This is a genomic window from Acinetobacter baumannii, assembly GCF_009759685.1.
Taxonomy (GTDB): Bacteria; Pseudomonadota; Gammaproteobacteria; order Pseudomonadales; family Moraxellaceae; genus Acinetobacter; species Acinetobacter baumannii.
Genome location: NZ_CP046654.1, coordinates 3,088,505 through 3,113,939 on the forward strand (window position 1 = coordinate 3,088,505; position 25,435 = coordinate 3,113,939).

23 protein-coding genes are annotated in these 25,435 nt (G+C 39.0%); 16 read left to right on the forward strand and 7 right to left on the reverse strand.

Annotated elements, in window-relative coordinates; genetic code table 11:
• The first annotated feature begins 95 nt into the window (after positions 1-95).
• From GO593_RS14795 to GO593_RS14805, 3 genes are all read left to right on the forward strand, one after another.
• Positions 96-1,391: an acyl-CoA dehydrogenase family protein gene (locus tag GO593_RS14795; RefSeq protein WP_000183258.1), complete on the forward strand. Its 1,296-nt coding sequence runs from the start codon at positions 96-98 to the stop codon at positions 1,389-1,391.
• Between the two features lie 177 nt (positions 1,392-1,568).
• Complete coding sequence (locus tag GO593_RS14800) at positions 1,569-2,960, forward strand: LLM class flavin-dependent oxidoreductase (RefSeq protein WP_002134432.1); 1,392 nt, start codon at positions 1,569-1,571, stop codon at positions 2,958-2,960.
• A gap of 193 nt (positions 2,961-3,153) precedes the next feature.
• Positions 3,154-4,620: an MFS transporter gene (locus GO593_RS14805; RefSeq protein WP_000107062.1), complete on the forward strand. Its 1,467-nt coding sequence runs from the start codon at positions 3,154-3,156 to the stop codon at positions 4,618-4,620.
• A gap of 61 nt (positions 4,621-4,681) precedes the next feature.
• Here GO593_RS14805 and GO593_RS14810 read toward each other — a convergent pair whose 3' ends face one another.
• On the reverse strand, positions 4,682-5,866 hold the full coding sequence (locus GO593_RS14810) for a hypothetical protein (protein WP_000472503.1): 1,185 nt from the start codon (positions 5,864-5,866) through the stop codon (positions 4,682-4,684).
• A gap of 443 nt (positions 5,867-6,309) precedes the next feature.
• Between GO593_RS14810 and tauA the strand changes: the two genes are divergently transcribed.
• From tauA to tauD, 4 genes are read left to right on the forward strand one after another with little or no spacing between them, the layout of a single operon-like run.
• The gene (gene tauA / locus GO593_RS14815; RefSeq protein WP_001983969.1) at positions 6,310-7,350 is read left to right on the forward strand and encodes a taurine ABC transporter substrate-binding protein; all 1,041 of its coding nucleotides are present in this window, start codon (positions 6,310-6,312) and stop codon (positions 7,348-7,350) included.
• A 9-nt stretch (positions 7,351-7,359) separates the two neighbouring features.
• The gene (locus GO593_RS14820; RefSeq protein ID WP_000114479.1) at positions 7,360-8,154 is read left to right on the forward strand and encodes a taurine ABC transporter ATP-binding protein; all 795 of its coding nucleotides are present in this window, start codon (positions 7,360-7,362) and stop codon (positions 8,152-8,154) included.
• The gene (gene tauC, locus GO593_RS14825) at positions 8,151-9,020 is read left to right on the forward strand and encodes a taurine ABC transporter permease TauC (RefSeq protein WP_001092657.1); all 870 of its coding nucleotides are present in this window, start codon (positions 8,151-8,153) and stop codon (positions 9,018-9,020) included. The genes GO593_RS14820 and tauC overlap by 4 nt, the downstream gene beginning before the upstream one ends.
• Positions 9,021-9,028: 8 nt before the next feature.
• Positions 9,029-9,910, forward strand: a complete 882-nt coding sequence (tauD, locus tag GO593_RS14830) for a taurine dioxygenase (protein WP_001099246.1) — start codon at positions 9,029-9,031, stop codon at positions 9,908-9,910.
• Positions 9,911-9,977: 67 nt separating this feature from the next.
• Here the strand turns inward: tauD and GO593_RS14835 are convergent, their stop codons facing one another.
• Positions 9,978-10,712, reverse strand: a complete 735-nt coding sequence (locus GO593_RS14835) for an aspartate/glutamate racemase family protein (protein WP_000694020.1) — start codon at positions 10,710-10,712, stop codon at positions 9,978-9,980.
• Entirely contained in the window at positions 10,709-12,178 is a 1,470-nt protein-coding gene (locus GO593_RS14840) for an NCS1 family nucleobase:cation symporter-1 (protein WP_001066257.1), read from the reverse strand. Before GO593_RS14840 ends, GO593_RS14835 begins: the two co-directional genes overlap by 4 nt.
• Before the next feature lie 397 nt (positions 12,179-12,575).
• Between GO593_RS14840 and GO593_RS14845 the strand changes: the two genes are divergently transcribed.
• Positions 12,576-13,325 carry a GntR family transcriptional regulator gene (locus GO593_RS14845; protein ID WP_001983966.1) on the forward strand — a complete coding sequence of 250 codons (750 nt, stop codon included), beginning with the start codon at positions 12,576-12,578 and terminating at the stop codon, positions 13,323-13,325.
• Positions 13,326-13,363: 38 nt separating this feature from the next.
• Here the strand turns inward: GO593_RS14845 and GO593_RS14850 are convergent, their stop codons facing one another.
• A complete protein-coding gene (locus GO593_RS14850) occupies positions 13,364-14,254 on the reverse strand; it encodes a LysR family transcriptional regulator (RefSeq protein WP_000375416.1) in 891 nt (296 codons plus the stop codon).
• Between the two features lie 195 nt (positions 14,255-14,449).
• Between GO593_RS14850 and GO593_RS14855 the strand changes: the two genes are divergently transcribed.
• The 3 genes from GO593_RS14855 to GO593_RS14865 all read left to right on the forward strand — a co-directional run bounded on the left by GO593_RS14855 (position 14,450) and on the right by GO593_RS14865 (position 17,339).
• Positions 14,450-15,136 (forward strand): hydrolase, encoded by a 687-nt coding sequence (locus GO593_RS14855; protein WP_001043290.1) that lies wholly within the window; start codon positions 14,450-14,452, stop codon positions 15,134-15,136.
• 110 nt (positions 15,137-15,246) lie between these two features.
• Positions 15,247-17,121 carry an amidohydrolase gene (locus GO593_RS14860; RefSeq protein ID WP_000129808.1) on the forward strand — a complete coding sequence of 625 codons (1,875 nt, stop codon included), beginning with the start codon at positions 15,247-15,249 and terminating at the stop codon, positions 17,119-17,121.
• 56 nt (positions 17,122-17,177) lie between these two features.
• Positions 17,178-17,339 carry a DUF1427 family protein gene (locus tag GO593_RS14865; RefSeq protein WP_000784882.1) on the forward strand — a complete coding sequence of 54 codons (162 nt, stop codon included), beginning with the start codon at positions 17,178-17,180 and terminating at the stop codon, positions 17,337-17,339.
• A gap of 69 nt (positions 17,340-17,408) precedes the next feature.
• Here GO593_RS14865 and arsC read toward each other — a convergent pair whose 3' ends face one another.
• Positions 17,409-17,837, reverse strand: a complete 429-nt coding sequence (arsC, locus tag GO593_RS14870) for an arsenate reductase (glutaredoxin) (RefSeq protein WP_000138016.1) — start codon at positions 17,835-17,837, stop codon at positions 17,409-17,411.
• An 84-nt stretch (positions 17,838-17,921) separates the two neighbouring features.
• On the opposite strand from arsC, the gene GO593_RS14875 reads away from it, so the two are divergent.
• Positions 17,922-18,251 (forward strand): ArsR/SmtB family transcription factor, encoded by a 330-nt coding sequence (locus GO593_RS14875; protein WP_000610149.1) that lies wholly within the window; start codon positions 17,922-17,924, stop codon positions 18,249-18,251.
• 98 nt (positions 18,252-18,349) lie between these two features.
• Complete coding sequence (gene arsB, locus GO593_RS14880) at positions 18,350-19,384, forward strand: ACR3 family arsenite efflux transporter (RefSeq protein ID WP_001983963.1); 1,035 nt, start codon at positions 18,350-18,352, stop codon at positions 19,382-19,384.
• A 91-nt stretch (positions 19,385-19,475) separates the two neighbouring features.
• On the opposite strand, the gene GO593_RS14885 is transcribed toward arsB, so the two are convergent.
• Positions 19,476-20,378: a LysR family transcriptional regulator gene (locus GO593_RS14885; protein ID WP_000886383.1), complete on the reverse strand. Its 903-nt coding sequence runs from the start codon at positions 20,376-20,378 to the stop codon at positions 19,476-19,478.
• Between the two features lie 101 nt (positions 20,379-20,479).
• Here GO593_RS14885 and GO593_RS14890 point away from each other — a divergent pair, with 101 nt between their 5' ends.
• The 3 genes from GO593_RS14890 (at position 20,480) to ahpF (ending at position 23,304) form a co-directional block, all read left to right on the forward strand.
• A complete protein-coding gene (locus GO593_RS14890) occupies positions 20,480-21,040 on the forward strand; it encodes a chromate transporter (protein ID WP_001017019.1) in 561 nt (186 codons plus the stop codon).
• Complete coding sequence (locus GO593_RS14895) at positions 21,040-21,561, forward strand: chromate transporter (protein ID WP_000501457.1); 522 nt, start codon at positions 21,040-21,042, stop codon at positions 21,559-21,561. The genes GO593_RS14890 and GO593_RS14895 overlap by 1 nt, the downstream gene beginning before the upstream one ends.
• A gap of 177 nt (positions 21,562-21,738) precedes the next feature.
• Complete coding sequence (ahpF, locus tag GO593_RS14900; protein ID WP_000886807.1) at positions 21,739-23,304, forward strand: alkyl hydroperoxide reductase subunit F; 1,566 nt, start codon at positions 21,739-21,741, stop codon at positions 23,302-23,304.
• Positions 23,305-23,357: 53 nt separating this feature from the next.
• On the opposite strand, the gene GO593_RS14905 is transcribed toward ahpF, so the two are convergent.
• Complete coding sequence (locus GO593_RS14905; RefSeq protein WP_000498044.1) at positions 23,358-25,364, reverse strand: esterase/lipase family protein; 2,007 nt, start codon at positions 25,362-25,364, stop codon at positions 23,358-23,360.
• Between the last annotated feature and the right edge of the window lie 71 nt (positions 25,365-25,435).

The window sequence follows — 25,435 nt, forward strand, 5'->3', positions numbered from 1 at the left end:
TTATATCAAGATTGAATACTGTTATAAAAAAATAATCGTTTTCATGTGAAATAAATATTTTATGGTAAAAGCAAAGCAATATTGGTTTTACTTACATGACAAATTTAAATTTTGAGCATCATCTCGGTTCATTAACTCACGCTGCACTGAGTCAGGCTTCAATCATTTCGCGGGTATGGGGTGAAGGACCTTCTGAACGGTATGATGAATTGGCAAGTAACTTCAGACCGACTTTTGCCCGTATTAAAGAAGGGGCTTTAATCCGTGAGCAGCAGCATATTTTGCCGTATGAGCAACTTCAGTGGCTCAAAGATATTGGTTTTACACGGTTACGACTTCCTAAAGCTCATGGTGGTTTTGATGCAACTATTCCTGAACTATTTGCATTGCTCATTGAACTTGCAGAGGCCGACTCAAACTTACCGCAAGCTTTGCGTGTGCATTTTGGTTTTACTGAAGATGTCTTGGTGAGTAAAGATAAGGCATTCCAGCAGCGTTGGATTAATCGAATTGCAAATGGCGAAACAGTGGGTAGTGCATGGTCTGAAGGCGGGAAAGAGTCAATCGATCAGTTTGAAACTCACTTATATCGAGACAGTGACGGAAAAATTCGCGTTAAAGGTAAAAAATACTACACCACAGGGAGCCTATATGCAGACTGGGTGGATGTTGGGGTAACAGATTTAAAAGGAGAGTCTGGCTCAGTTGTTGTTCGCCGTGAAGATGAAGGCGTTGAAATTGTCGATGACTGGAATGGTTTTGGTCAGCAGCTTACTGCAAGTGGTACGGCATATTTCCACGATGTATTGGTCGATGAAGCTGAAATTTTACCTGACGATGACCGTTTTAAATATTCGGCGGCTTACTATCAACTGGTCCAACTGGCAATCATTACAGGTCTAGGGCGTGCTGCAACCTATGATGTTTCTCAAGCTGTTGCGAAACGTACCCGAAACTACACGCATGCAAATGCCCAATTTGTAAAACAGGATCCGCAAATTTTACAAGTAGTAGGACAAATTCGTGGCGCGGCTTATAGTGCAGGAGCGATTGTTGAAAAAGTTGCACAAAGCTTACAACGTGCTTACTTGGCTGCATTTAAAAATAATGAGCAGCTTGAAGAAGAGCAAAATGCACTTGCCGAGCTTGAAAGTGCACAGTCTCAAACGGTCATTACCGATCTAATTTTAAATGCTTCTACGATTTTATTTGACGCTTTAGGTGCTTCTGCAACTGACAAAGATTTAGGCCTAGATCGATACTGGCGTAACGTACGAACTTTAGCTTCACATAACCCGAGAGTATTTAAAAATCGAATTATTGGTGATTTTAGTGTAAACGGCACATTACCACCTTATCAATGGCGTATTGGTGAAGTTTCTAAACAATAAATTATAGTTTTAGATGTTAAGCTGCTATTTTTAGCGGCTTAACGTTATTTATATTTTTTAAAATAAATTATAAAAAAACTATTAGAATAAAATCATATTTTGTTTGGGGTATATATTATAAAGAAAATATAAAAATTGCTTTAGTATAAAATTAAATAAAATGCTGGTTGATATTTTATGACTAAGAGAATTAGTTTTAACGCTTTTGAAATGAATTGTATAGCCCATCAATCTCCTGGATTATGGCGACATCCTCAAGATCGATCTGTTGAATATAAAGATTTAGAATATTGGACGGATTTAGCCCAAATTCTTGAGCGTGGTTTTTTTGACGGTATTTTTATTGCAGATGTGCTTGGTATTTATGACGTTTATCATCAAAGTGCTGAACATGCCTTAACAGGAGCGGTGCAAGTTCCAGTCAATGATCCTTTGCAGATTGTGCCAGCGATGGCCGCAGTCACAAAGCACTTGGGTTTTGGTGTCACGACTTCTATTTCCTTTGAACATCCTTATCCTTTTGCTAGACGTATTAGCACGCTAGACCATTTAACCAAAGGGCGAGTTGGTTGGAATATCGTGACTTCTTATTTGGAAAGCGGTTCGAAAAACTTGGGCCTAAAAACTCAGGTTAACCATGACAATCGTTATGATATTGCTGATGAGTACTTAGAAGTCCTTTACAAACTTTGGGAAGGGTCTTGGGAAGAAGGTTCGGTACTGCGCGATCGTGAAAGCGGTATTTTTGCTGACCATAAAAAAGTGCATCCAATTCAGCATGAGGGTAAATACTTCACTGTACCGGGCATCCATATTTGTGAACCATCACCACAGCGAACGCCAGTACTTTACCAAGCAGGCGCATCTTCACGCGGGCAGAAGTTTGCCAGTCAAAATGCTGAGTGTGTATTTATTGCGGCGCCGTCTAAAATTGCCACTAAAAAAGTGGTACAGGGTATTCGTCAAAAATTGGTTCAAGAAGGCCGCGACCCGTACTCAGTTAAAATTTATGCACTTTTGTCGATTGTCACTGATGAAACCGATGCAAAAGCACAGGCTAAGTTTAAAGAATATCAAAGCTATGGAAGCTACGATGGGGCATTAACATTGCTGTCTGGCTGGTCTGGTGTCGATTTTTCACAATATCAACCGACCGATAAAGTTGAATATATTCAAACCAATGCCATTCAATCTTTATTAGATTCTTATGTAAATGCAGACCCAGAACGTGTTTGGACCATTGAAGAAATTGCAAATTGGAATAGTTTAGGTGGTAATGGACCTGTTCTTGTAGGTTCGGCAGAAACCGTTTCGGATGCTCTAGAGCAATGGGTTGAAGATACCGATGTCGATGGCTTTAACCTTGCCTATATTTTGGCGCATCAAACCTTTGCCGATGTGGTCGAATTTATTGTTCCAGAGTTGCAAAAACGAGGGGTATATCAAACCTCATATGCACAAGGAACATTAAGAGAAAAACTATTTGGTGCTGGGCCATATTTGCCTGAAAATCACCGAGGTGCAAAATATCGTAATCTAAAAGAGTTAAAACTTGCTGAGGCGAGTTGATATTTTGCAAAGACTTTAAATAAATAGCTGGTTAATGCCAGCTTTTATTTTTTATTTTTATATCGATTTTATTGCTGAGTTAATAATGAAAAGATAATTCTATAATTTAGATTAAAACATCAGATTAATTTGTTTTTGTATGGTGTGAATAATTATTATTTTGTTCCTGTGATTAAAATACAGGAATTATTAAGTGAGCACACAAGAACTCGATCATAACCATCGTTATGAAATTAAATCTCCCGATGATGTTTCACAATTAATTTCCAAATTTGCAGGGAAGGGTAAATCGAATAAAGTTATTTGGTTGGCACTGATTGGCGTATTTATTGATGCCTATGATCTAACAACGCTCTCTTTCGGTATTGAACAAGTTATCTCAGAATTTTCTTTAAGCCCTGTGATGACTGGTGTGGTGGCTTCAGCAATTGTCTGCGGAACCATTGTGGGTAACCTGATTGGTGGTTGGCTGACAGATAAAATTGGCCGTTATCGGGTCTTCATGACTGACATGGTGCTGTTTGTCATTGCGGCAATTGTCGCAGGCTTTGCACCAAATGTTTGGGTTTTGATTTTAGCCAGATTTATTATGGGAATTAGTGTTGGTATTGATTTGCCTGTGGCAATGTCATACTTATCTGAGTTTTCCAAATTTAACGGTAGTAGCAATAAGGCAGCGCGTTTAGCCGCATGGTGCCCAATGTGGTATGCCGCTTCTTCGGTGTGTTTTGGCCTAGTTCTGGCGCTTTATTTTCTTTTACCCCCTGAGCATAGCAACTGGTTATGGAGAGCATCTTTAATTTTTGGAGCAGTGCCAGCGTTACTCATTATTTTTATTCGCGGTAAATATTTAACTGAGTCACCAATCTGGCTTGCAAACCAAGGCGATTTAAAAGGCGCAGCTAAAGTTCTACAAGAATCCTATGCAATTCATGCAGTTGCTACAGTTGAAAAAGTAGAAAGAACTGCTGAAAAGAAAAAGCGCGAGGGGTTTGCGGTTTTATTTAATAAAACCTATTTGCCAAGAACTATTGTGGCAATTGTGATTCACATTTCGGTGGCATTTCAGTACACGACCATTGCCTTCTTTTTACCTTCTATTTTAACGCGATTCTTTCATACAGATGTCTTGACGACCATTACCACCACACTTGGGCTTAATTTATTGTTTGCATTTACAGGCGGGCTGTTAGGCGTATTTGTTGCTAGTAGATTTAAATCTCGTCATGTATTGCTTACAGGCTTTTTACTCCAGTTTATTGCCCTGATTGCTTTGGCATTCATTGGTGAACCCGGTAATAGCTTTTTACTCTATACCGCAATTGGCATGCTCGGTTTGTGGCTTTTTGCTGAAGGTTTTGGGCCAGGTGCACAAATGATGGTTTATCCAACTATGGCTTATCCAGCTTCGATTCGTGGCGTAGGTGTTGGCTTTAACCGTGCAGTAACGGGCGTTGCTCAAGCAATTGCTTTGTTTGTTTTACCGATCTGGATGGCGGGATATAAAACTGATGTTTACCTGATTATTTCTATCTTTGCATTTATTCCTTTAATTGTAATTGGACTGCTGATTAAGTTTGAGCCTACCGCCCAAGATGTCGATGTTATCGATGAAGATAAAGTAGAACTTCCTCTCAATAATTCACCAGTAATCGATTAGAGTAAAAATAAATATCTAAATAAAAACAAAGGCCAACATCTGTTGGCCTTTATTTTAAGAATTAGAAGTAATAAGCAAAAATTACAAATGCTTTTTTATTCCATTTATCATTGCTTCCACCAGCCGCAAGGCCTTCGCTATCGCCTAAATATGGATCATGTTTACCCATCAGCAACTCGGCTTGTACTGTCAATTTTTGATAGTTAAAGGCAATGCCGGGAATAAAACGGGTGGAGTCTTTAAAGCCATCTTGCTCTTTTCGATAAGAACTATAGTTCAAGTACGGACGAACAGAGGTAATTGGGCCAAACTGCTGAGGAAATAAATAGCTCAGTTCGGCTGAATAAATCTGACCTTTTGTTGCCGAGTTAAATGAATAATCGAAACCGCCCAAGGTCAGATGATCTTTATATTGGGTGTCGGCATTATCAATGTCTTGATAACCAGCCAAAAGCTGTAAATTCCATTGGTTGTAATTGGTATTGCTAAAAACCGAATAAACTTGGCGATCGCCATCTTGCCCTGAACGCTTATTTTCAATGGTGGAATACCATGCGGAGGCGCCAAGTTGAGTAGAGAAATTTTCTTGGCCTAAGATATTCTTAAAGGTATGAGCTCCGCGAACAACAATTGAGTTCTTTTCTTTGGTATTAGTGCCTTGCGGTACAGAGTCATCTGCATTGACAGGGTTGATACTAAAACGACTCGAGTCTTTGCTTTTACCTCTATAGGTGCCACCATCTGTAGGATAAAAGGCGAGTTGTGCTTCATTGATTCCATCATTGAAATCATATTTTACCCCAAGGTTGTGTACATCTTCCCAACCAGCACTATTGGCAATGCCTAAATAATAAGTATTTCCCCAAAAGCGGCCCAAGCCAAAAGGAACTGGGTTTAAGCCAGCAATAATTTTACTGTTGTCATTAATTTTATAACCTAACCACGCATTGGTAAGCCAATTGGCATCTCCTAAATGCCCGTAATATTCATAAACCCGATAATCTAGGCGGCCAATCCATTTCGGGGAGTTGTAATCTAGCCATAAGACCGCGTCATTAAAAGAAAATTTACTGGTAGTGGGATCAGAGTCAAAATCATAAATATATTTAGCCCGAACAGTACCACTTACTTTAAGTTCACCTTCTTCAACATTGCCAAAGGTAAGCGCTGCATGACTTGAGAGGCTGAATGTAAGCAAAGACGTTGTAATTAATGTTTTTGTCAAAATTTGAGAATGCTTAAACAAAAGAATTTTTCTCCTCTTAAAAAATAAAAAGTAAATTTGCGTCATGTATAAACCAGAAAAAGATTTGTCCAAATCTCAATATTTGCAGAAGTTTTAAGATAAAAAGATAATAAAAATCTGAGCGTTATAAAAAATCTCGAAAATTAATTAGATGCAAAACTCTGGGTATAGAGACAAAAATAAAAATGATGAAATATGAGTAGGATAAAATAATTAAAAGGGGGATGTCAGGGACTTCTGATCATATGATTTGGGAATATCGTTTTTAATTATTGATATATAAGTAATTTAATTTTACCACTAATCTGTAAGTTTACTTGAAATTTGCTTTTTACCAAAAGATAAAAACTTATGAAGAAAAGTTATTTATAAAAACCAGATAAGCAACTCATATTTTTTTATTTTTCATTATAAGGCCAGCTGCATACCATGAGCTTATATTATTGAAAGATCATGAAATTATGAGCACGAAGACCAAACCGTTGATTATCACGGCAATTGTTATAGTCGCAATTATTGCATTTATCGTATGGCAAAATAAAAAAGACAATAATACAAGTGCTTCAGTTCGTGACAACAAACCTGTTGTGATTGCTTATCAAACTGGGGTTGACCCAAGCAAAGTTGCACAGGCGAATGGAGACTATGAAAAACATAGTCAACGTACTATTCAATGGAAAAAATTTGATGCGGGTTCAGATGTTGTCAATGCACTTGCTTCAGGTGATGTGGTACTTGGTAATATTGGTTCAAGCCCACTTGCTGCCGCGGCAAGCCGTAATTTACCGATTGAAGTATTCTTAATTACTTCAAAACTTGGTGCATCTGAAGCACTCGTGGTGAGTAATAAATCAGGCATTAAAACTCCTCAAGATTTAATTGGCAAAACCATTGCTGTACCGTTTGTTTCGACAACCCATTACAGCCTTTTGTCTGCACTTAAACATTGGAACATTCCAGAAGACAAAGTAAAAATTATTAACTTGCGTCCACCTGAAATTTCAGCTGCTTGGGAACGTGGTGATATTGATGCTGCCTATGTGTGGGAACCTGTTTTAAGTAAAGCCAAAGCATCTGGTACGGTTTTAACTGACTCAAAACAAGTCGGTGAATGGGGTGCTCCAACTTATGACTTATGGGTTGTACGTAAAGACTTTGCAGAGAAAAATCCTGACTTTTTGAAAGCTTTTGTCCAAACCACACTTGAGCAACTCGAAAAATATAACCAAGACCCAGCCGCTTACGTTAAAGATGCCGATAACGTGCAAAAAATTGCGCAGCTCACAGGTTCTGATGCAAAAGATATCCCGCTTTTATTAAGTGGAAATATTTACCTTGACCACGCTCAGCAAAAACAAACATTAGATGGTGAATTTGCGCAAAATATTTTTGATACAGCGAAATTCTTAAAAGGTCAGGGCAAAGTCGATCAACTTAAAGCCGATTATAAAGGCAATGTGAATTCTTCATTTTTGCAGCCTTAAGGAGTTGTCATGAGTGTACTTGAAGCCAAACATATTCATCTGACTTTTCCTAAACAGCAAAAGCCAGTTTTACAAGACATTAACCTAACCATTGAAGAAAGTTCTTTAACCGTGATTTTAGGTGAGTCGGGTTGTGGCAAAACAACTTTGCTTAATATCTTGGCAGGGTTTCAAAAGCCGAGTTCTGGTGATGTGCTTGTAAATCATGAAGTCGTAACTGGACCAGATGTAACTCGTGCTGTTGTATTTCAAGATCACGCCTTACTTCCTTGGTTGAATGTTGCAGATAATGTTGGCTTCGCTTTGCAGTTAAAAGGTTTAAAGCGTGCAGAGATTGAGAAACAAGTGAGTGCAATTTTAAAAATTGTGGGTTTAAGTCACGTTGAAAAAGCCAATATCTGGGAACTTTCCGGTGGTATGAAACAACGTGTTGGTATTGCCAGAGCTTTGATCAGCCACGCGCCGTTTATTTTATTAGATGAACCTTTTGCTGCATTGGATGCTTTTACTCGTGAAAACATGCAGCAGTTAGTGCTCGATTTATGGATTCAACAAAATAAAAGCTTCTTTTTGATTACTCATGACATTGAAGAAGCGTTATTGCTCAGCAATCAGTTAGTTCTGATGACGGCGCATCCAGGCAAAATTGTAGAAACTCTACACCTCGATTTTGCCCAACGGTACCGTCAGGGCGAGTCTATTCGCTCAATTAAATCGGATTCTCAATTTATTCAGCTCAGAGAACAGCTATTTGAAAGTTTAAGGGCACAAAAACAAAGCGGTAAGGAGGCGTTACCTACATGAACACTAAAGATAACGTCTATGAATATGACAAAGCAGAGCTTAAACCTGAGTTAAATGTGCAAACAGAAAATGCTTCATTTCTATCGTCATTTTTTGAGAAGCATCGTACTTTGGCGGTCAGTATAATCAGTGTGGGAAGTGTAGTTGCACTCTGGTTCCTCATTACTGCTTTGCATGTTGTACCTGAACTGTTTTTACCGAGTCCACAGGCAGTCTGGCAAAAATTTATATCGGTCAGCCAAGAAGGCTTTATGAAAGCAACTTTGTGGCAACATTTGGCAGCCAGCATTTCTCGTGTATTTTTAGCTTTGATTGCTGCCGTGGTGATTGGTGTTCCGCTGGGTTTGTGGATGGGGCTGAACAAATGGGTTCGTGCTGTTCTAGATCCTTTGGTTGAATTATTACGTCCAATTCCACCGTTAGCTTATTTGCCGTTACTTGTTATTTGGTTCGGTATTGGTGAAACCACAAAAGTACTTTTGATTTTCTTCTCGATTTTGGCGCCTGTCATTATTAGTAGTGCGCATGGTGTGTTAAGCCATCAGCTAAATCGTGAACGTGCGGCATTGTCATTAGGAGCAAGCCAGTCACAAGTCTTTTGGTATGTCATTTTACCAACGGCTTTGCCTCATATTATTACCGGTATTCGTATTGGTCTTGGGGTGGGCTGGTCAACATTAGTTGCAGCTGAGTTGGTTGCAGCGGACCGTGGTATTGGTTTTATAGTGCAATCGGCAGCACAGTTCTTAATTACCGATACGGTGATTCTGGGCATTATTGTGATTGCGATTGTCGCAGTTAGTTTTGAGCTGTTTTTACGTTGGTTACAAAAACAGTTTTCTCCTTGGTATGGTCAGCAGTTGTAGTAAAGAAGATGAATACAGTAGTAGCAAACTTAAATATAGAAGTGATCAAGCCTACCATTGGCGCAATTATTCACGATATTGATTTGAATGCGTTAAATGAACAGACAACGCAACAAATCCAGCAGGCTTTGCTTGATCATCAGGTCATTTTTTTTCGAAAGCAACAATTAGCACCACAAGCACAAGCAGACTTGGCACGTAGTTTTGGCACATTGCATGTGCACCCGATTTATCCTTCAATTGAAGATGTACCTGAGGTGATGGTGCTCGATAGCTGGAAACAAGATTTGCGTGACAATGAACTTTGGCATACAGATGTGACTTTTAGTAAAACTCCACCTTTAGGTTGTGTGTTGCAAGCTATTAAAATTCCACCTGTAGGTGGTGACACGTTGTGGTCGAGCAACACAGCAGCTTTTAAAGGACTTCCGCTTGAGTTACAGCGAAAACTACGTGGCTTAACTGCAACCCACGATATTCGTAAGTCTTTTCCGCTTGAGCGTTTTGCCCATAACGAAGAAGAACGTGAAAAGCTTTTGCAAACCTTTAAGCGTAACCCACCAGTGGTTCACCCAGTGGTGCGTACTCATCCGGTTACAGGTGAGCCTTTGTTGTTCGTAAGTGAGGGTTTTACCACACACATTAATGAGTTACCCGAACAAGAAAGTGAGCAATTACTTAATTTCTTGTTTGAACATGCGACCCAAGAGCAATTTCATTTACGCTGGAAATGGCAAGACGGTGACGTCGCGATTTGGGATAACCGTTGCACACAACATAAAGCATTATTTGATTACGGAGATGCTCATCGCATCATGCACCGCGCAACTATTAATGGCGATGTGCCATTTTATAAAGAAGAACAACAACCAGAGTTAGCAGAGGCTTAATTCCTTTAATTATTCTTTATTTCAATTCCAACTCTGAGTTTTGAGCTGGAATTGAAATATTAACTCTTTAGCGTACTCCAAAACCTGACAATATGCCTGTGTAGTTCTTTACAGGAGGTGAGGCCCAATCACCAACTTTGCTTGTTTTTAAATTTAACTGAACTAACATTTCAGCTTGTTTAACTGCTGCTGCAACGCCGTCAATAACAATCACTTCCAATTCGTTTTGTAGTTTTAGGCATAAATCACTCATACCTGCACAGCCTAAAACAATTGCATCGCTTTTATCTTCTGCGAGTGCTTTTTTGCACTCATCTCGTATTGTTCGATAAGCATCTGAGTCAGGAAGCTCCAACTCTTCAACTGCAATGTCACAAGCTCGAACATTTTTGCAAAATGGCGTAGCCCCGTAGCGATGAGCCAGATGCCAACTCATATTCACTGTGCGTTGTAAGGTCGTGACCACACTAAAACCAGTACTGACATAACTTGCAGTTCGCATAGCTGCTTCGGCAATCCCAATCACAGGTGCTGACGTCATTTCACGGGCGGCATAAAGCGCAGGATCACCAAAACAGGCAATAACATAAGCATCTACATCTAGAAGTTCACCTTGGCGAATTTCCTCTAGCACACCTACGGCACTTAGGGCTTCATCATAATAACTTTCAATTGTTGCAGGGCCCATTTGAGGACTCACAGCAATAATTTGAGTATCAGAATTTGCGACTATCTTTGCTGATGCAGCAATTTTGTCAGTCATGCCTTGGGTGGTATTAGGATTAATAATTTTAATTTTCATTGTATTTTTACCTTAATCATTGCCGATTTAGCATGGGCAAGCGGTTGGTTAAGAAATCGGTAAATGACAAAACCGAATCCCATCCCAATAAACCATGTGAAATTAGCCAGCCCAGACAGTTGTGGTAAAAGTACGCAGAGAATAGGAATTAATGAAGCTGGAATTAACGCATAAAAGGCAGAGTGGTTATAACCATTTTTGTACCAATACGAGCCTTGAGTATCTAAAGTATATAAATCATCTACCACGATTTTTTGTTTTTTAACAAGATAAAAATCTGCTAGCAATACACCAAAAAGTGGACCGATAAATGCACCTAAAATATCAATGGTGTAATGGATCACTTGAGGGTTATTGAACAAATTCCATGGGGTAATGAAAATTGAACCTACTGCTGCAATCATTCCACCCATACGCCAGCTAATTTTGCTTGGTGAAACATTAGAAAAATCAAAGGCAGGTGAAACAAAGTTAGCAACAATATTAATTCCGATAGTGGCAATCATTAAGGTCAAACTACCTAAAATGACTACAAATGTGTTATCCAGTTTTCCAACCATCTCGACAGGGTCTGTAATGAGCTTGCCGTACACTGGAAGTGTTGCTGCAATACACACCACAGTAAGTAAAGAAAAGCCTAAGAAGTTAATTGGTAAGCCAAGAAAGTTGCCCATTTTAATCGCGTTAAAGCTTTTGCCATAACGAGAGAAGTCGCCAAAATTCAGCATCGGTCCTGAAAAATATGAGACAACAAGCGCAATAGCACCAATCATGACTGGTACAACTGCAAAACCGTCGTATTGAACCCCACTTAAATTTAAATCAATATTCTGCCAGCCAGCTTTCCAGATGAGCCAGACTGCCATGGCAAACATTACAACGTAGACAGCCGGACCTGCCCAGTCAATAAACTTACGAATGCTGTCCATACCAGACCAAAAAACAATCGCTTGTAGTAACCAAAGCAGCATGAAGCCAACCCATCCTAAATAGGAAAGCCCAAGAAAGCCGTAAGTTGAAACATCAGCATAGGCTGACCAGTCTGGAAAGAACTTTAAAATGACCAATAAAAAGGCACTGGAGGCCAAATATGTTTGAATGCCATACCATGCGACAGCAATAAGACCACGGATAACGGCAGGAATATTTGCACCAAGCACACCGAAAGTGGCACGACAAATCACAGGATAGGGCGTGCCTGTTTGTTGGCTAGACTTGGCAATTAGATTTGTAAAAAACTGAACTATGGCAATGCCGATGAGTAAAGATAGAAGTACCTGCCAGCTATTGAGCCCGAGTGCAAAAAGGCTTCCAGCCATGACATAACCGCCGACGCTATGAACATCCGACATCCAGAAGGCAAAAATATTATAAGCGCCCCAAGTTTGCTTTTTTAAAGGAGCTAAGTCTTGATTTGTTAGTTTTGCATCATAAGAAGGTTTAATTATCGCTTCGGTATTATTCATCTTGAACACTCACTTCCCTATGTTGGGCGGGCACGTTCTTCAGCAGCTTGAAATACTGACTAAAAGAATGAAGTTAAAATTGTGCACAATGTTATATTTAGATTGTGCACAATTTATTGAGCAAAAGTTATGCCAAACTTGAGATGGAGTATTGATGAGTGATTTCGCTTGATACAATTTGGGAATATAAAGAGAGAGATTTATAAACTGAGACGTGCCTAATTTTTATAAAAAGCAAATAAATTTAGGTATATAAGTGGGTATTTATAAATTTAATATTGAATTGTTCAGCTCAGCATAGATAGTGTGAAAATGAGAGAAATATTTCCAAACGCTTAAGTTAAACTTACACTATTCAAAATAGATGAAGTTCTAAAAAGAGGAGACATTAATAAAAATGGAGAAATCAATGTCATCGAATGCACCAAAAAAAGCCGTAGAAATGAGCAATGATGAAATTGATGACCATATATATAACGCAATTGTAGATGCTATTTTAAATCGACAACTCGCTCCGGGCGCACGTTTAGTTGAAGCACCTTTATGTGAAGCATTTGGTGTAACGCGAGGAGTGTTAAGACGTGTTTTCGTCAAACTTGCACATGATAAGGTCATCGAAATTCAGCCCAATCGTGGGGCACTCATCGCAAAACATAGTGCAAATGAAACAAAAGAAGTCTTTGAAGCACGCAGCATGCTTGAAATCGCCACTGTAAAAAAACTAGCACAAAAGTCTCATCACCTAGATTTTAGTGAGCTTCGGACTTTAGTAGAACAAGAGTCGGATGAGCGTTTAGCTGGAAATTGGGCCGAATGGATTAAGCTATCAGGTCAATTTCACCTAAAACTTGTCGAAGCTAATCAAAATTCGATCATGACCAGTTATTTGCAGACACTTATTGCGAGGACTTCGTTATTAATTGGCTTATATGAAATTCCAAAACATAATAATTGTTCGGCAGATGAACACCGTGCAATTTTAGATGCCATTGAACAAGGCGATGAAAAACGAGCAACGCAATTGATGGAAGAACATTTAGAACACTACGCAACCACATTTATTGAAGAAAACAGTACAGTATCTGCCGAGCAAAATTTATTAAATTTATTTAAAAATAAGAGAATTGAAACACCTCAAACTAATTAAAAATCTGGGCCAATTCCTGTGGAAAAGGCCCAGATTGGTTATTTTATGGGAATGATTTGATGTGTTAAAAAATCAATAAATAGTTTTACTTTCTTCGATAAAATCTTACGATTTGGCCATGTGACATATAAGTGAAGTGGCTGACTGGTATAATCTTCCAAACATTTCTGTAACTTACCTTCTTTGTAATAAGGCTCTGCAATAAACTCTGGAAGAAAAACAATACCGTGATCTTTTAAACACATATCCAATAATAGTTCACCATTATTACACGTCATCACAGGGAAACAATTAAAAGACACTTCTTTCTGATCTTTTTGAAAAATCAATTTTTTATGTCGGCTATCTTGATAGTAAATTAGAAACTTATGTTCTTTAAGTTCTTCTAAAGAAGTAGGTAATCCATGTTGATTGAAATATTCAGGTGTTGCATATAAATAACGTTGATAGGTATTTAAAATTTTACTATTTGCCAAACTTGGCGCAGATCCATCTAAGCGTATGGTCAGATCAAATTTGTGTTGATTCACATCTAATAGCTGATCTGTCATAAATAAATCAATTTTAATACTGGGATATTTCTCAATAAAGTCTGAAATGATATGTTGAAGGAAAATGTTGCTAAAAGACATGGGCGTATTGAGCTTGAGTTCGCCTTCAGGATATTGCTGGTTATAGCTAATCTCGTAAGTTGCCCATTCAAATTCACTCAATATAACCTTGCAATGTTGGTAAAATTTTTCCCCACAACTGGTCAGATTCATTTGTCTGGTTGTTCGATTTAATAGCGTTGTTTTTAAATCATTTTCGAGATAGCAAACACGTTTGGCTACCAAATCACGAGAAATATCGAGTGCTCTAGCTGCGCTACTAAAATTCCCATGTTCTACGACACTTACAAAAGTGGAAATACAGTCTAATCGATCCATGGATAACTAAAAATTAAAAAATATATATCCATGATTAAACTATAAAAATTAAAAAGCAATCATTGATTTGATTGTATCCATACAGGATACAGATTCGAGCTGTTTTGCTGTCTATGTTTTTACATTTTTATCTGTTTTGATAATAACCAGTAGGCAATTTTAAAAGCCTTATATAATGAATAATGGAGTTTAGACGTGAATAAATCACTTTTAGAACAACTATCACCAACCAATTGTCAGGTTATTTTTATTGATCATCAGCCGCAAATGGCTTTTGGGGTACAGTCAATAGATCGCCAAGTATTAAAGAATAATACTGTAGGGTTAGCAAAAGCAGCTAAAACATTCAATATTCCTGTCACGATTACGACAGTTGAAACTGAAAGCTTCTCTGGTCATACCTATCCAGAACTTTTAGACGTATTTCCAGATGCTCCATTACTAGAACGTACTTCAATGAACTCATGGGATGATCAAAAAGTACGTGATTCGCTTGCAAAAAATAATCGTAAAAAAGTGATTGTTTCTGGTTTGTGGACTGAAGTGTGCAACAACACCTTTGCTTTCGGTGCCATGCTTGAAGGCGATTATGAGATTTATATGGTCGCAGATGCTTCAGGCGGTACATCGAAAGAAGCACATGACTACGCCATGCAACGCATGATTCAGGCAGGTGTTGTTCCGGTAACTTGGCAACAAGTATTACTCGAATGGCAGCGTGATTGGGCACACCGTGATACATACGATGCAGTTATGGCGATTGTACGTGAGCATTCTGGTGCTTATGGTATGGGTGTGGACTATGCCTATACGATGGTCCATAAGGCACCTGAGCGTACAACATCAAAACATGAAGTACTTGCACCAGTTCCTGCAAAATAAAACAGTACTGATTTAGGTAAAGGTATGTCTAGTATTCAATATTTAAGTGATATTAATACAGATATATCTTTATTTTTTTAGAACGATAATTCACAAGAATGGAGTTCAGAATGACCGACATAAACCTCATACTTAAAAACGGTAAAATCACAACACTAGATCCTCAGAACCCCGAAGTACAAGCAATAGCGATTGCAGATGGTAAAGTCGTCCGCACGGGTACAACTGATGAGGTTATGAAACTCGCAACTCCAACAAGTAAAGTTGTAGACTTAAATGGTCGTCGCGTTATACCGGGTCTAAATGACAGTCATTTGCATATTATTCGTGGTGGCCTCAATTACAATATGGAACTGCGCTGGGAAGGTGTGCCATCCGTTGCCGATGCGTTACGCTTACTCAAAGAACAAGCAGATAATACGCCAGCTCCACAGTGGGTTCGTGTCGTAGGCGGTTGGACTGAATTCCAGTTTGCTGAAAAGCGTTTACCGACTTTAGAAGAAATTAATAAAGCTGCGCCAGATACTCCAGTATTCGTTTTACATCTATACGCTAGTGCCATGTTGAACCGAGCTGCCCTTGATGTATTAGGCTTTAACAAAGACACACCAGACCCGCTGGGTGGCAAGATTGTACGAAATGAAAAAGGTGAGCCAACAGGTCTCTTGCTCGCAACGCCATCGGCTATGATTTTATATTCGACCTTAGGGAAAGCACCAAAATTGCCAGTTGAAGATCAAGTCAATTCAACTCGTCATTTCATGCGTGAATTAAACCGATTAGGTATTACTTCAGCAATTGATGCAGGTGGTGGAGGTCAAAACTACCCTGAAGATTATGATGTGATTAAGCAATTACATGATCAAAATCAAATGACTGTGCGAATTGCTTATAACCTATTTGCTCAAAAGGCAGGCCAAGAGCTTGATGATTATCGTCGCTGGACAGAAATGACATTTCCGGGTGATGGTGATGAATTATTTAGAATGAATGGAGCAGGTGAGAACCTGACTTGGTCAGCGGGTGACTTTGAAGATTTCTATGAGCCACGTCCGGATTTACCAGAAAAAATGGAAGGTGAACTCGAAGCTATTGTAGAGCATTTGGCTGAAAAGAAATGGCCATTCCGTATTCATGCAACTTATGATGAAAGTATTAGTCGGTTACTCAATGTATTTGAGCGCGTCAATTCAAAACAGCCATTTGCGACACGATTTATTATTGACCATGCCGAAACTGTATCTGAGCGTAATATCGAACGTATTGGTGCGTTGGGTGGTGGTATCGCGATTCAGCATCGTATGGCATATCAAGGTGAGATTTTCGTAAAACGCTATGGTGCCGAAGCTGCCCAAGCAACGCCACCCGTTAAGAAAATGTTAGAACTCGGTGTTCCTGTGGGTGCGGGAACGGATGCGACTCGTGTGGCCTCTTATAACCCTTGGGTGTGTTTGTATTGGCTGACTACAGGTAAGACAGTTGGTGGGTTACCTTTGTATGATGAAAAAAATCTATTAGATCGTCAAACCGCCCTCAAACTCTGGACGAAAGGTTCGGCTTGGTTCTCAGGTGAAAAAGATATTAAGGGTTCACTCACAGCAGGTGAACTTGCTGACTTGGTTGTGCTGTCAGATGACTACTTTAAAGTTGAAGCAGAAGATATCCAGTGGATTGAGTCTGTACTCACTGTTTTAGGTGGAAAAGTGGTGTACGCAGGGGCAGAGTTTAAGCAAGACGATCCGCCGTTACCGCCAGCATCTCCAACATGGTCGCCAGTAAAACGCTTCGGTGGTCAGTGGCGCTTATCTGAAAATCGTAATGCACCTTCGAATCAATCATTACAGTCACAAAGTGCATTGTGTGAATGTGCTAGCAGTTGTGGCATGCATGGACACAGCCACGCTTGGATGCTTGACGTGCCTGTAAATGATAAGGACAAAAAATCTTTCTGGGGCGCACTTGGGTGCTCGTGTTTTGCATTTTAAATAAACCAGTATAGGACCTGCCTCATTAAATAGTTTGTTTCCTTAAGGTATGTACGATGAAAATGTACTTGTTATCTTTGGCTGTAGGGGTGCTTGTTGGTGTCTTATATTATGTTTTAAATGTTAAGTCACCAGCTCCACCTCTTGTTGCATTAGTCGGTTTATTAGGCATGGTAATAGGAGAGCAATTGCTTCCTTTTATCAAATCTTATTTTTAATCCGTTTCATTCAAAAAAAGCTAAACGGTGCCATGCCATTTAGCTTTTTATATTAATAAGTATCTTCAATTACTTTATACGACGGCCTTGCTCATCAATAATGATTTCACCATCTTCTTTTGCAAAATAGCCTAAGTTTTGTGAATCTAAAATGTCCAGTACAATCTCAGAAGGGCGGCAAAGTCGCGTGCCTTTTGGTGTAACCACAAATGGGCGATTAATTAAAATTGGATATTGCACCATAAAATCAATTAACTGTTCATCGGTCCAATGGTCTTGTTCTAACTCTAAATCTTTATAGGGTTCAACATTTTTACGAATTGCTTCACGTACAGTTAGGTTCGAATCCTTAATGAGTTGGATTAGTTCATCTTTACTTGGTGGTGTTTGCAAATATTCAATAACGATAGGTTCAATTCCTGCATGACGAATAAGCGCCAATGTATTGCGTGAGGTTCCGCAAGCAGGGTTATGGTAAATCTTCACTAGCTCAGTCATGGTAAATTTATTGTCAAATTAAGATATTGCATTTATATATGGATATCCGTATATTTGCAATAACGAATATATTGTGTTGAAGATATGATCAACCAAGTCGATTTCTTTAAATGTCTATCTGACCAAACTCGGTTAAATATTCTTAAATTAGTTCTAAATAAACAAAATATTTGTGTTTGTGAGCTAACAGAACAGCTTGAGTTGAGCCAACCGAAAATCTCCAGACACTTGGCCTTATTAAGAACTCATGGCGTATTACTGGATGAAAGAAAAGGCCAGTGGGTCTATTACAGCTTAAATCCTGATTTACCTGTCTGGGCTTTAGATATTCTAAAGGTGATAGAAAATGATGAGAGTGGGACAAGAATAAAACAACAAGATCAGCCTTTCATCACGACAACGTGTTGTGATTAATCTTCCTAAATTTTGTCTTAGAAAATGCAGAATTATTTAGCATAAGTGTATGAGCCACTTGTGTATTGAACGCAATTAATTTCTTCTTCGAGTAGAACATGACCAAACAAGGGCTTTCCTTTTTAGATCGAAATCTAACGCTATGGATTTTTATAGCAATGGCTTTAGGTTTAGCGATTGGAGTTTTTTTTCCTCAGGCATCTGTGTCTTTAAATGAGTTAAGTGTAGATAACGTTAATATTCCAATCGCAATCGGTTTGATTTTAATGATGTATCCGCCATTGGCAAAAGTGGACTATGCGGCTTTACCAGAAGTATTTAAGGATAAGAAAACCTTAACTTTATCTTTGGTACAAAACTGGATTATTGCTCCAGTTTTAATGTTTATCCTTGCGATTGTTTTTTTGCATAGCTATCCGGATTATATGACGGGCCTTATTTTGATAGGCTTAGCACGTTGTATTGCAATGGTATTGGTCTGGAATGGCTTAGCTTGTGGTGACAACCAATATGTTGCAGCTTTGGTCGCCTTTAACAGTATTTTTCAGATTTTATTTTTTAGTACCTATGCATGGTTGTTCTTAACTTTCTTGCCGCCATATTTTGGTGTGGCAGGACAAGTGATTGATGTCAATTTCTGGACCATCACACATGCTGTTTTGGTGTACTTAGGTATTCCATTCTTAATGGGGTTCTTGACGCGTTTGATTTTAGTCAAGTCGAAAGGGTTGGAATGGTATCAAACTAAATTTTTACCAAAGATCAGCCCGATTAGTTTAATTGCTTTACTTTTTACCATTGTGGCGATGTTTAGTTTAAAAGGTGGCGATGTGGTGAGCTTACCTTTAGATGTATTACGTATTGCGATTCCACTCACGATTTACTTTGTCGTAATGTTCTTTATTAGTTTCTTTATGAGTAAACGTATGGGGAATAATTACCCACGTACCACTGCTATTTCATTTACCGCGGCAGGTAATAACTTTGAGTTGGCTTTAGCTGTAGCTATTGCAACTTTTGGTTTAGCATCACCTGTAGCATTTACCACAGTGATCGGGCCATTGGTTGAAGTACCAGTGTTGATCTCACTGGTTTCGGTTTCGCTTTGGTTAAAGAAAAAGTATTACTCTTAAAATCGTAAAATTTATTTAAACTATTTTTTGCTAAAAATGACTTTAACAAAGTGCCTTTATATAGGCACTTTTTATTGCCTAGCTTTTACACTTAGGTCATTGTTGGTAATAGTTTTTGCATGAGTTCAATGAAGTTTGACACTTTAGCTGAGTTTTCATTTTCTCGTGTAATTAAGTAAATAGGCGCATTTAGTTTTATCGAATCATCAAACTCGCGATAGACGATTTCATGGTCCCAAAAGTTATGCATTGAAGCGGGCACAATACTAATTCCAATACCGGCAGCCACTAAATTGAGGGTCGCAGTAGGGCGTGGCGCTTCTTGAATAATACGCGGACTAAAACCTGCCTGATAGCAGCTATATAAAATATTGTCATATAAGCCTTGCCCTGAAGAGCGACGGTATAAAACAAAATTTTCCTCTGACAAGTTACTTAAACTAATTTTTTTCTTCTGTGTAAGTGGATGGCCGATAGGTAAGGCCACCACCATTGGCTCGTCTAATATATGAAGATGCTTTAAACCAATATCTCGGCTAATCGGCGCTCTTAAAAAAGCAATATCAAGTTTTTCTGAAATTAACCAGTCCAGTTGCTTTTGACTGCCTGCTTCTTCAAGTTTGGTTTGCACAGCAGGGTACATTTCTCGATATGAACGTAATACGAGTGAAATGAGCGGATGCAAACCTGCGGAACTTGTAAAGCCAATATTGAGTTGTCCGGTTTTACCTTGGCTAACATCTTGGACCAATTGGGGAATATGGCGGGCATGTTCTAATAAAAGTTGTGCTTCTTTAAATAATGCTAAACCCGCTTCCGTCGGTTCAATCCCGCGCGGTTGACGAATAAGTAACTGTGTACCGAGTTCTTGTTCAAGTTTTTTAAGTAAACGCGTTAAAGGTGGCTGTTGAATAAACAAACGGTTTGCCGCGTGAGTAATATTTCTTTCTTCAACCACTACTACAAAGGCATGAAGCTTATATAAATCGAGCATAGGAATACCTTTAGGGTATGGTTAATGAAAATAAAAGCATTTGTAGATATATCATAAAAGTATCATTCTATCTTGGTCAGATAAAGTGAAAAGTAACGAAAATGAACCATGTTGAGATTGCCGTGCAGAAGGATACCGTTCCTACTTGCACAGAGTTATTTTTAGGTTTTTTAACATTAGGTTTAATTGGATTTGGTGGTGTGCTGCCTTTAGCCCGTAAAGTTATTGTAGAGCAAAGGCATTGGTTAAGCCCTGAAAAATTCACTGAGTTACTTGGTCTGTGTCAATTTTTACCGGGCGGCAATATTATTAATTTATCGGTTGCGATTGGCATGGAGTTTCGCGGTGTCCGTGGAGCAGTGAGCTCACTCATTGGTTTAATCTTCGCACCTACCGTAATTGTTGTACTTTTACATTATGTCTATGAGCAGTTCCAAGACAACTTAATGGTTAAACACCTTTTTGAAGGTTTAGGAGCAGCAGCAGCAGGGCTTCTGGTTGCCACAGGTCTGAAAATGCTTAAGCCTTTGTTACGTAATCCATTAGCAATCTGTCTTGTGGTAGCGGCAATTGTCAGCATTGCCTTTCTAAAAATTCCTTTACTTTTGACTATGCTGATTTTACTTGCGTTTTATTCAGCCATCATTTGGAGACGTGTGTAATGGGTGCCGTACTACTTACTTTAGCAATCATTTTTACTCAGTTGTCTCTTATTGCATTTGGTGGTGGGAATACGATTTTGCCCGAAATGCAACGCCAAGTAGTCGATATCCATCACTGGATGACGGCGCAAGAATTTAGTGCTCTGTTTGCCATGGCACAAGCTGCACCTGGTCCAAATATGATGATTGTACCTTTGGTAGGGTGGCATGTAGCAGGGTTGTCTGGTCTATTGGTGACGTCTACTGCTAAATTTTTACCGTCATCTCTTATTACTGTATTTGTGATGAGAGGCTGGTCAAAATTCAAAGATAAGAAATGGCGCCGTGTTTTACAGCTTGCTTTACAACCTGTCACTGTGGGGACTGTGCTTGCCAGTGCATGGATTATTTCTGAAGCAGCGGCAATAAATACTTTACTTATCATTATGGTAGTCATTGCAACTTTATTATCTTTAATTAAAAAAGTTCATCCATTGCATGTTTTGATTGCTGGGGCTGTATTTGGTGTGGTCTTACTCTAGTTTAACCAGTTTGCCGACCTGCGCTGGGATGAGTTCAGGTTGGCTTTTTTTGATTGAAGAAATAATAAAATCTAAAAAACCGATCAAATATATAAAAACATACTGTTTTACCTATTCATTGTTTTAACGTACTATGCATCTATTGAAAGAATTTGGATGCATTGGAGTAAAAAACAGATGTTAGATCAAAACATTAAAACTCAATTAAAAGCTTACCTAGAACGTTTAGAAAGTCCAATCGAATTAGTTGCTGCTTTAGATGAATCAGACAAAGCTGCTCAAATTAAAGAATTAGTAACTGAAATCGCTGAGCTTTCTGACAAGGTAACAGCCCGTTTTGACGGTAACAATACACGTCGTCCAAGCTTTGGTGTGGCTAAAGCAGGTGAACAACCTCGTGTGTTCTTCGCAGGCTTACCAATGGGTCATGAGTTTACGTCTTTGATCTTGGCGCTGTTACAAGTGTCTGGCTATGCACCTAAAGTGTCGGATGAAGTTTTAAATCAGATTAAAGGCTTAAACCTCAAAGCTAACTTTGATGTATTCGTATCGCTTAGCTGTCATAACTGTCCGGACGTGGTACAGGCGCTTAACCTGATTGCTATTTATAATCCGAACACTACAGCAACCATGATTGATGGTGCATTCTTCCAAGACGAAGTGGAACAACGCAAAATCATGGCTGTACCGATGGTATTCCAGGACAATGAGCACATTGGTCAAGGTCGTATGACGCTTGAAGAGATTGTGGCAAAACTTGATACCAATTCAGCTGAAAAAGACGCAGCAGCACTCAATGCCAAAGATGCGTTTGATGTATTGGTGATTGGTGGTGGACCTGCAGGTGCAACAGCTGCAATCTATGCGGCACGTAAAGGCATTAACACAGGTATCGTGGCTGAACGCTTTGGTGGTCAGGTCATGGACACCATGGACATTGAAAACTTCACTTCTGTGCAAAAGACCCAAGGTCCTAAGTTTGCTGCTGAAATGGAAGCACATGTTCGTGAATACGATGTGGATATCATGAACCTGCAACGTGTCAGCAAAATCACTGGTGCAGACCAAACAGCAAATGGCTTGGTTGAAGTTGAACTTGAAAACGGTGCAAAACTTGAATCGAAAACTGTGATCCTTTCAACAGGTGCACGTTGGAGAGAAATGAATGTACCGGGTGAAGCTGAATACCGTACCCGTGGTGTAGCGTACTGTCCACACTGTGATGGTCCATTGTTCAAAGGCAAACGTGTTGCCGTGATTGGTGGCGGTAACTCAGGTGTTGAAGCGGCGATTGACCTTGCAGGTATTGTTGAGCATGTAACTCTGGTTGAGTTTGACACTAAACTTCGTGCTGACCAAGTCTTGCAAAACAAGTTAAATAGCTTGCCAAACACCACAGTGATTATGAATGCGTTAAGTACAGAAGTGTTAGGCGACGGTTCACAAGTAACCGGTCTTAAATATAAAGACCGTGCAACTGATGAAGAGCATGTGGTAGAGCTTGCAGGGATCTTTGTACAGATTGGTTTACTTCCAAACACTGACTTCTTAAAAGACAGTGAGGTTGAGTTAACCAACCGTGGCGAGATCATTGTCAATGACCGCAACGAAACCAATGTAAAAGGTGTATTTGCTGCAGGTGACTGTACCACTGTACCGTACAAGCAGATCATTATTGCTACAGGTGAAGGCGCTAAAGCATCACTCTCTGCGTTTGATTACATCATTCGTTCTGGGCAGTAAAATCTAGCCTAAAACAAAAGAGCCAAAGGATATCCTTTGGCTCTTTTTATTTTTTATGGTTTATACAAACCATGTTCAACTAAATGCTCTCGTAAAATACGACGTAGTTCTAATACGGCTTGTGGTGTTAACTGAATAGAGTGTCCACCCGGTAGAACTTTCTCAGATTTAGCACCTTCTAAGTGAGCACTTTTATAAGGAACAATACCATCGGTAATCACATTTGGATCATCACTTTTGGTAATGTTGCCCATAATTGAGTGGAAGATTAACCCTTGATGTGGATTAATATTCTCAGTGAGTTCCATAAATTTAGATTGATGGCTTAAGTCGCTTGGTCCATTTTGAATCAGGCCATTATCAATATTATTCAAGAAATCTTTAATATCTAAATTTTCTGTGGTGAGCGAAGTTGCAACAGCTGATAAAAAAGCACCCGGTAAGCGGATAATTTTACGTGCTGCCAAGGTAAACCAACGATCTGCATAATCAGTACCTCGGTGTGGCGATGCCAAGAAAATTGCACGATCAAAGTTACTAATTGAATGCATTTGCAGCCGTTCAGTCACCATAGGATGTTTCTTAAAACGGTTTTGCTGACGGATCGTCATCATCTCCAAGGCAGGTTTAGTAATATCAGCATCACTTACAAGTAAACGGCTAATAATTCCTCCCATACTATGACCTACAAGCACCGCATCATGCGCAGCAGGATCACTTGGGTTTAACGAACCGAACGCTTGTTTTAAGAGTGCATAAATCTGGAACCGGCTTTCCAGAATTGGCATATTGGTCGAGTAGAAGACTTGCCAAACTTGATAGTTATCTCTTAAAACAGTATCGCCCATGACATCGTTAGTGAGTGCAATCCATGCCTCGGGGCTACTTGCCAAACCATGGACCAACACAATAATTTTTTTGTTTGGGTTATAAGGTTCAAGCATATATAAATGCGGCATGGTTAAGTGCTGATCACGATCAATCAAACTCAAATAAGCCGCTACACCTAGGTTGTTTTCTGCTAACCACAGGCCATAAGGAGCTGAGAAGTTTGCAGCTAAAGGATATTGCTTACCAGCGACATTAATATTATCGGTTCGATAAGGATCATAAACCCGAATTACAAATTCTGGATCATTAATAATTTCTTGAACGGTTTTGGCATGTTTAGGCTCCGCAACAATAGTTGCCGCTAAATAACGTGCATGGTGAATATTAGGATTTACACCATTTTTATAGCTGTAATTAAGTGGATCTAAAATGTATTCATTAATGTCTTCTTTGCCTGAACTTGGGAAGACAGCCACAAATTCGGAACCGAAACCATCACGACGGTTGATTGTTCTTAAACCTGAGAAATTTAAGTTATAACTTGAAATTAATTTTTCTAATTTTTGGCCAGATAATTGTCTATGAAACTCAAAATCAATTGAATATACACTCTTACCAATATGGATTTGTGGCTCTACCACATTTTTTTGTGGATACCTTAAATCATACACACTGACCATTTTGGCAATCGCTTGATTATAGAAGTCGCGTATCTGAACTTGTCTATTATCAAAAATACGATCAGTCGGCTGACGTTTTGTAGAAAACAGATAAGCATAGCTATAACGGATACTCTTATCGAGTAGACTTAACTGTTGATCTAAGCATTCATCATATTTATTTTGAATAACTTTTTGTTCTTCAGTTGGCTTATGTTTAGTGAAACGACTAATTTTACATTCAGAAGAATCTGACAAAGCCATTGCTTTCGCCAGATACATTTCACTCGCAGCCGATAACAGCTGTTCATCTAAAATTTGGGGCAGATTTTTAAGTTGATTAACACAAGTATCAGGGGAGTCTGTACAGGCCTTAGCTTCTTGCCCTGACATGGACAAAACATTAAGACTTGCTTCACTTAGTTTATCTTGGGTAAGAATACTATTACGCTCATTTGCAATAGTAACGTTGAGAGCTTGTTGCTTAACATTGACGACCTGACATCCACTCAGGATTGAACCGAGGAGTATGACCGTGAAGAGCGCTGAGTTTCTTTTTCTAACAAACATTATGGTCAAATATGTGGATCAGTAATATGCTGATCATACAAATTTTAAAGTATTTTTCAATTGATCAAACT

Excerpts from the sequence above, each read along its gene's own strand:
- arsB (WP_001983963.1), top strand. The coding sequence starts at position 18,350 with ATGACCAAACAAGGGCTTTCCTTTTTAGATCGAAATCTAACGCTATGG.
- GO593_RS14875 (WP_000610149.1), top strand. The coding sequence starts at position 17,922 with ATGATCAACCAAGTCGATTTCTTTAAATGTCTATCTGACCAAACTCGG.
- ahpF (WP_000886807.1), top strand. The coding sequence starts at position 21,739 with ATGTTAGATCAAAACATTAAAACTCAATTAAAAGCTTACCTAGAACGT.
- GO593_RS14840 (WP_001066257.1), bottom strand. The coding sequence starts at position 12,178 with ATGAATAATACCGAAGCGATAATTAAACCTTCTTATGATGCAAAACTA.
- GO593_RS14800 (WP_002134432.1), top strand. The coding sequence starts at position 1,569 with ATGACTAAGAGAATTAGTTTTAACGCTTTTGAAATGAATTGTATAGCC.
- GO593_RS14885 (WP_000886383.1), bottom strand. The coding sequence starts at position 20,378 with ATGCTCGATTTATATAAGCTTCATGCCTTTGTAGTAGTGGTTGAAGAA.
- GO593_RS14860 (WP_000129808.1), top strand. The coding sequence starts at position 15,247 with ATGACCGACATAAACCTCATACTTAAAAACGGTAAAATCACAACACTA.
- GO593_RS14795 (WP_000183258.1), top strand. The coding sequence starts at position 96 with ATGACAAATTTAAATTTTGAGCATCATCTCGGTTCATTAACTCACGCT.
- GO593_RS14905 (WP_000498044.1), bottom strand. The coding sequence starts at position 25,364 with ATGTTTGTTAGAAAAAGAAACTCAGCGCTCTTCACGGTCATACTCCTC.
- GO593_RS14820 (WP_000114479.1), top strand. The coding sequence starts at position 7,360 with ATGAGTGTACTTGAAGCCAAACATATTCATCTGACTTTTCCTAAACAG.
- tauC (WP_001092657.1), top strand. The coding sequence starts at position 8,151 with ATGAACACTAAAGATAACGTCTATGAATATGACAAAGCAGAGCTTAAA.
- GO593_RS14835 (WP_000694020.1), bottom strand. The coding sequence starts at position 10,712 with ATGAAAATTAAAATTATTAATCCTAATACCACCCAAGGCATGACTGAC.
- arsC (WP_000138016.1), bottom strand. The coding sequence starts at position 17,837 with ATGACTGAGCTAGTGAAGATTTACCATAACCCTGCTTGCGGAACCTCA.
- GO593_RS14890 (WP_001017019.1), top strand. The coding sequence starts at position 20,480 with ATGAACCATGTTGAGATTGCCGTGCAGAAGGATACCGTTCCTACTTGC.
- GO593_RS14895 (WP_000501457.1), top strand. The coding sequence starts at position 21,040 with ATGGGTGCCGTACTACTTACTTTAGCAATCATTTTTACTCAGTTGTCT.
- GO593_RS14845 (WP_001983966.1), top strand. The coding sequence starts at position 12,576 with ATGGAGAAATCAATGTCATCGAATGCACCAAAAAAAGCCGTAGAAATG.
- GO593_RS14865 (WP_000784882.1), top strand. The coding sequence starts at position 17,178 with ATGAAAATGTACTTGTTATCTTTGGCTGTAGGGGTGCTTGTTGGTGTC.
- tauD (WP_001099246.1), top strand. The coding sequence starts at position 9,029 with ATGAATACAGTAGTAGCAAACTTAAATATAGAAGTGATCAAGCCTACC.
- GO593_RS14850 (WP_000375416.1), bottom strand. The coding sequence starts at position 14,254 with ATGGATCGATTAGACTGTATTTCCACTTTTGTAAGTGTCGTAGAACAT.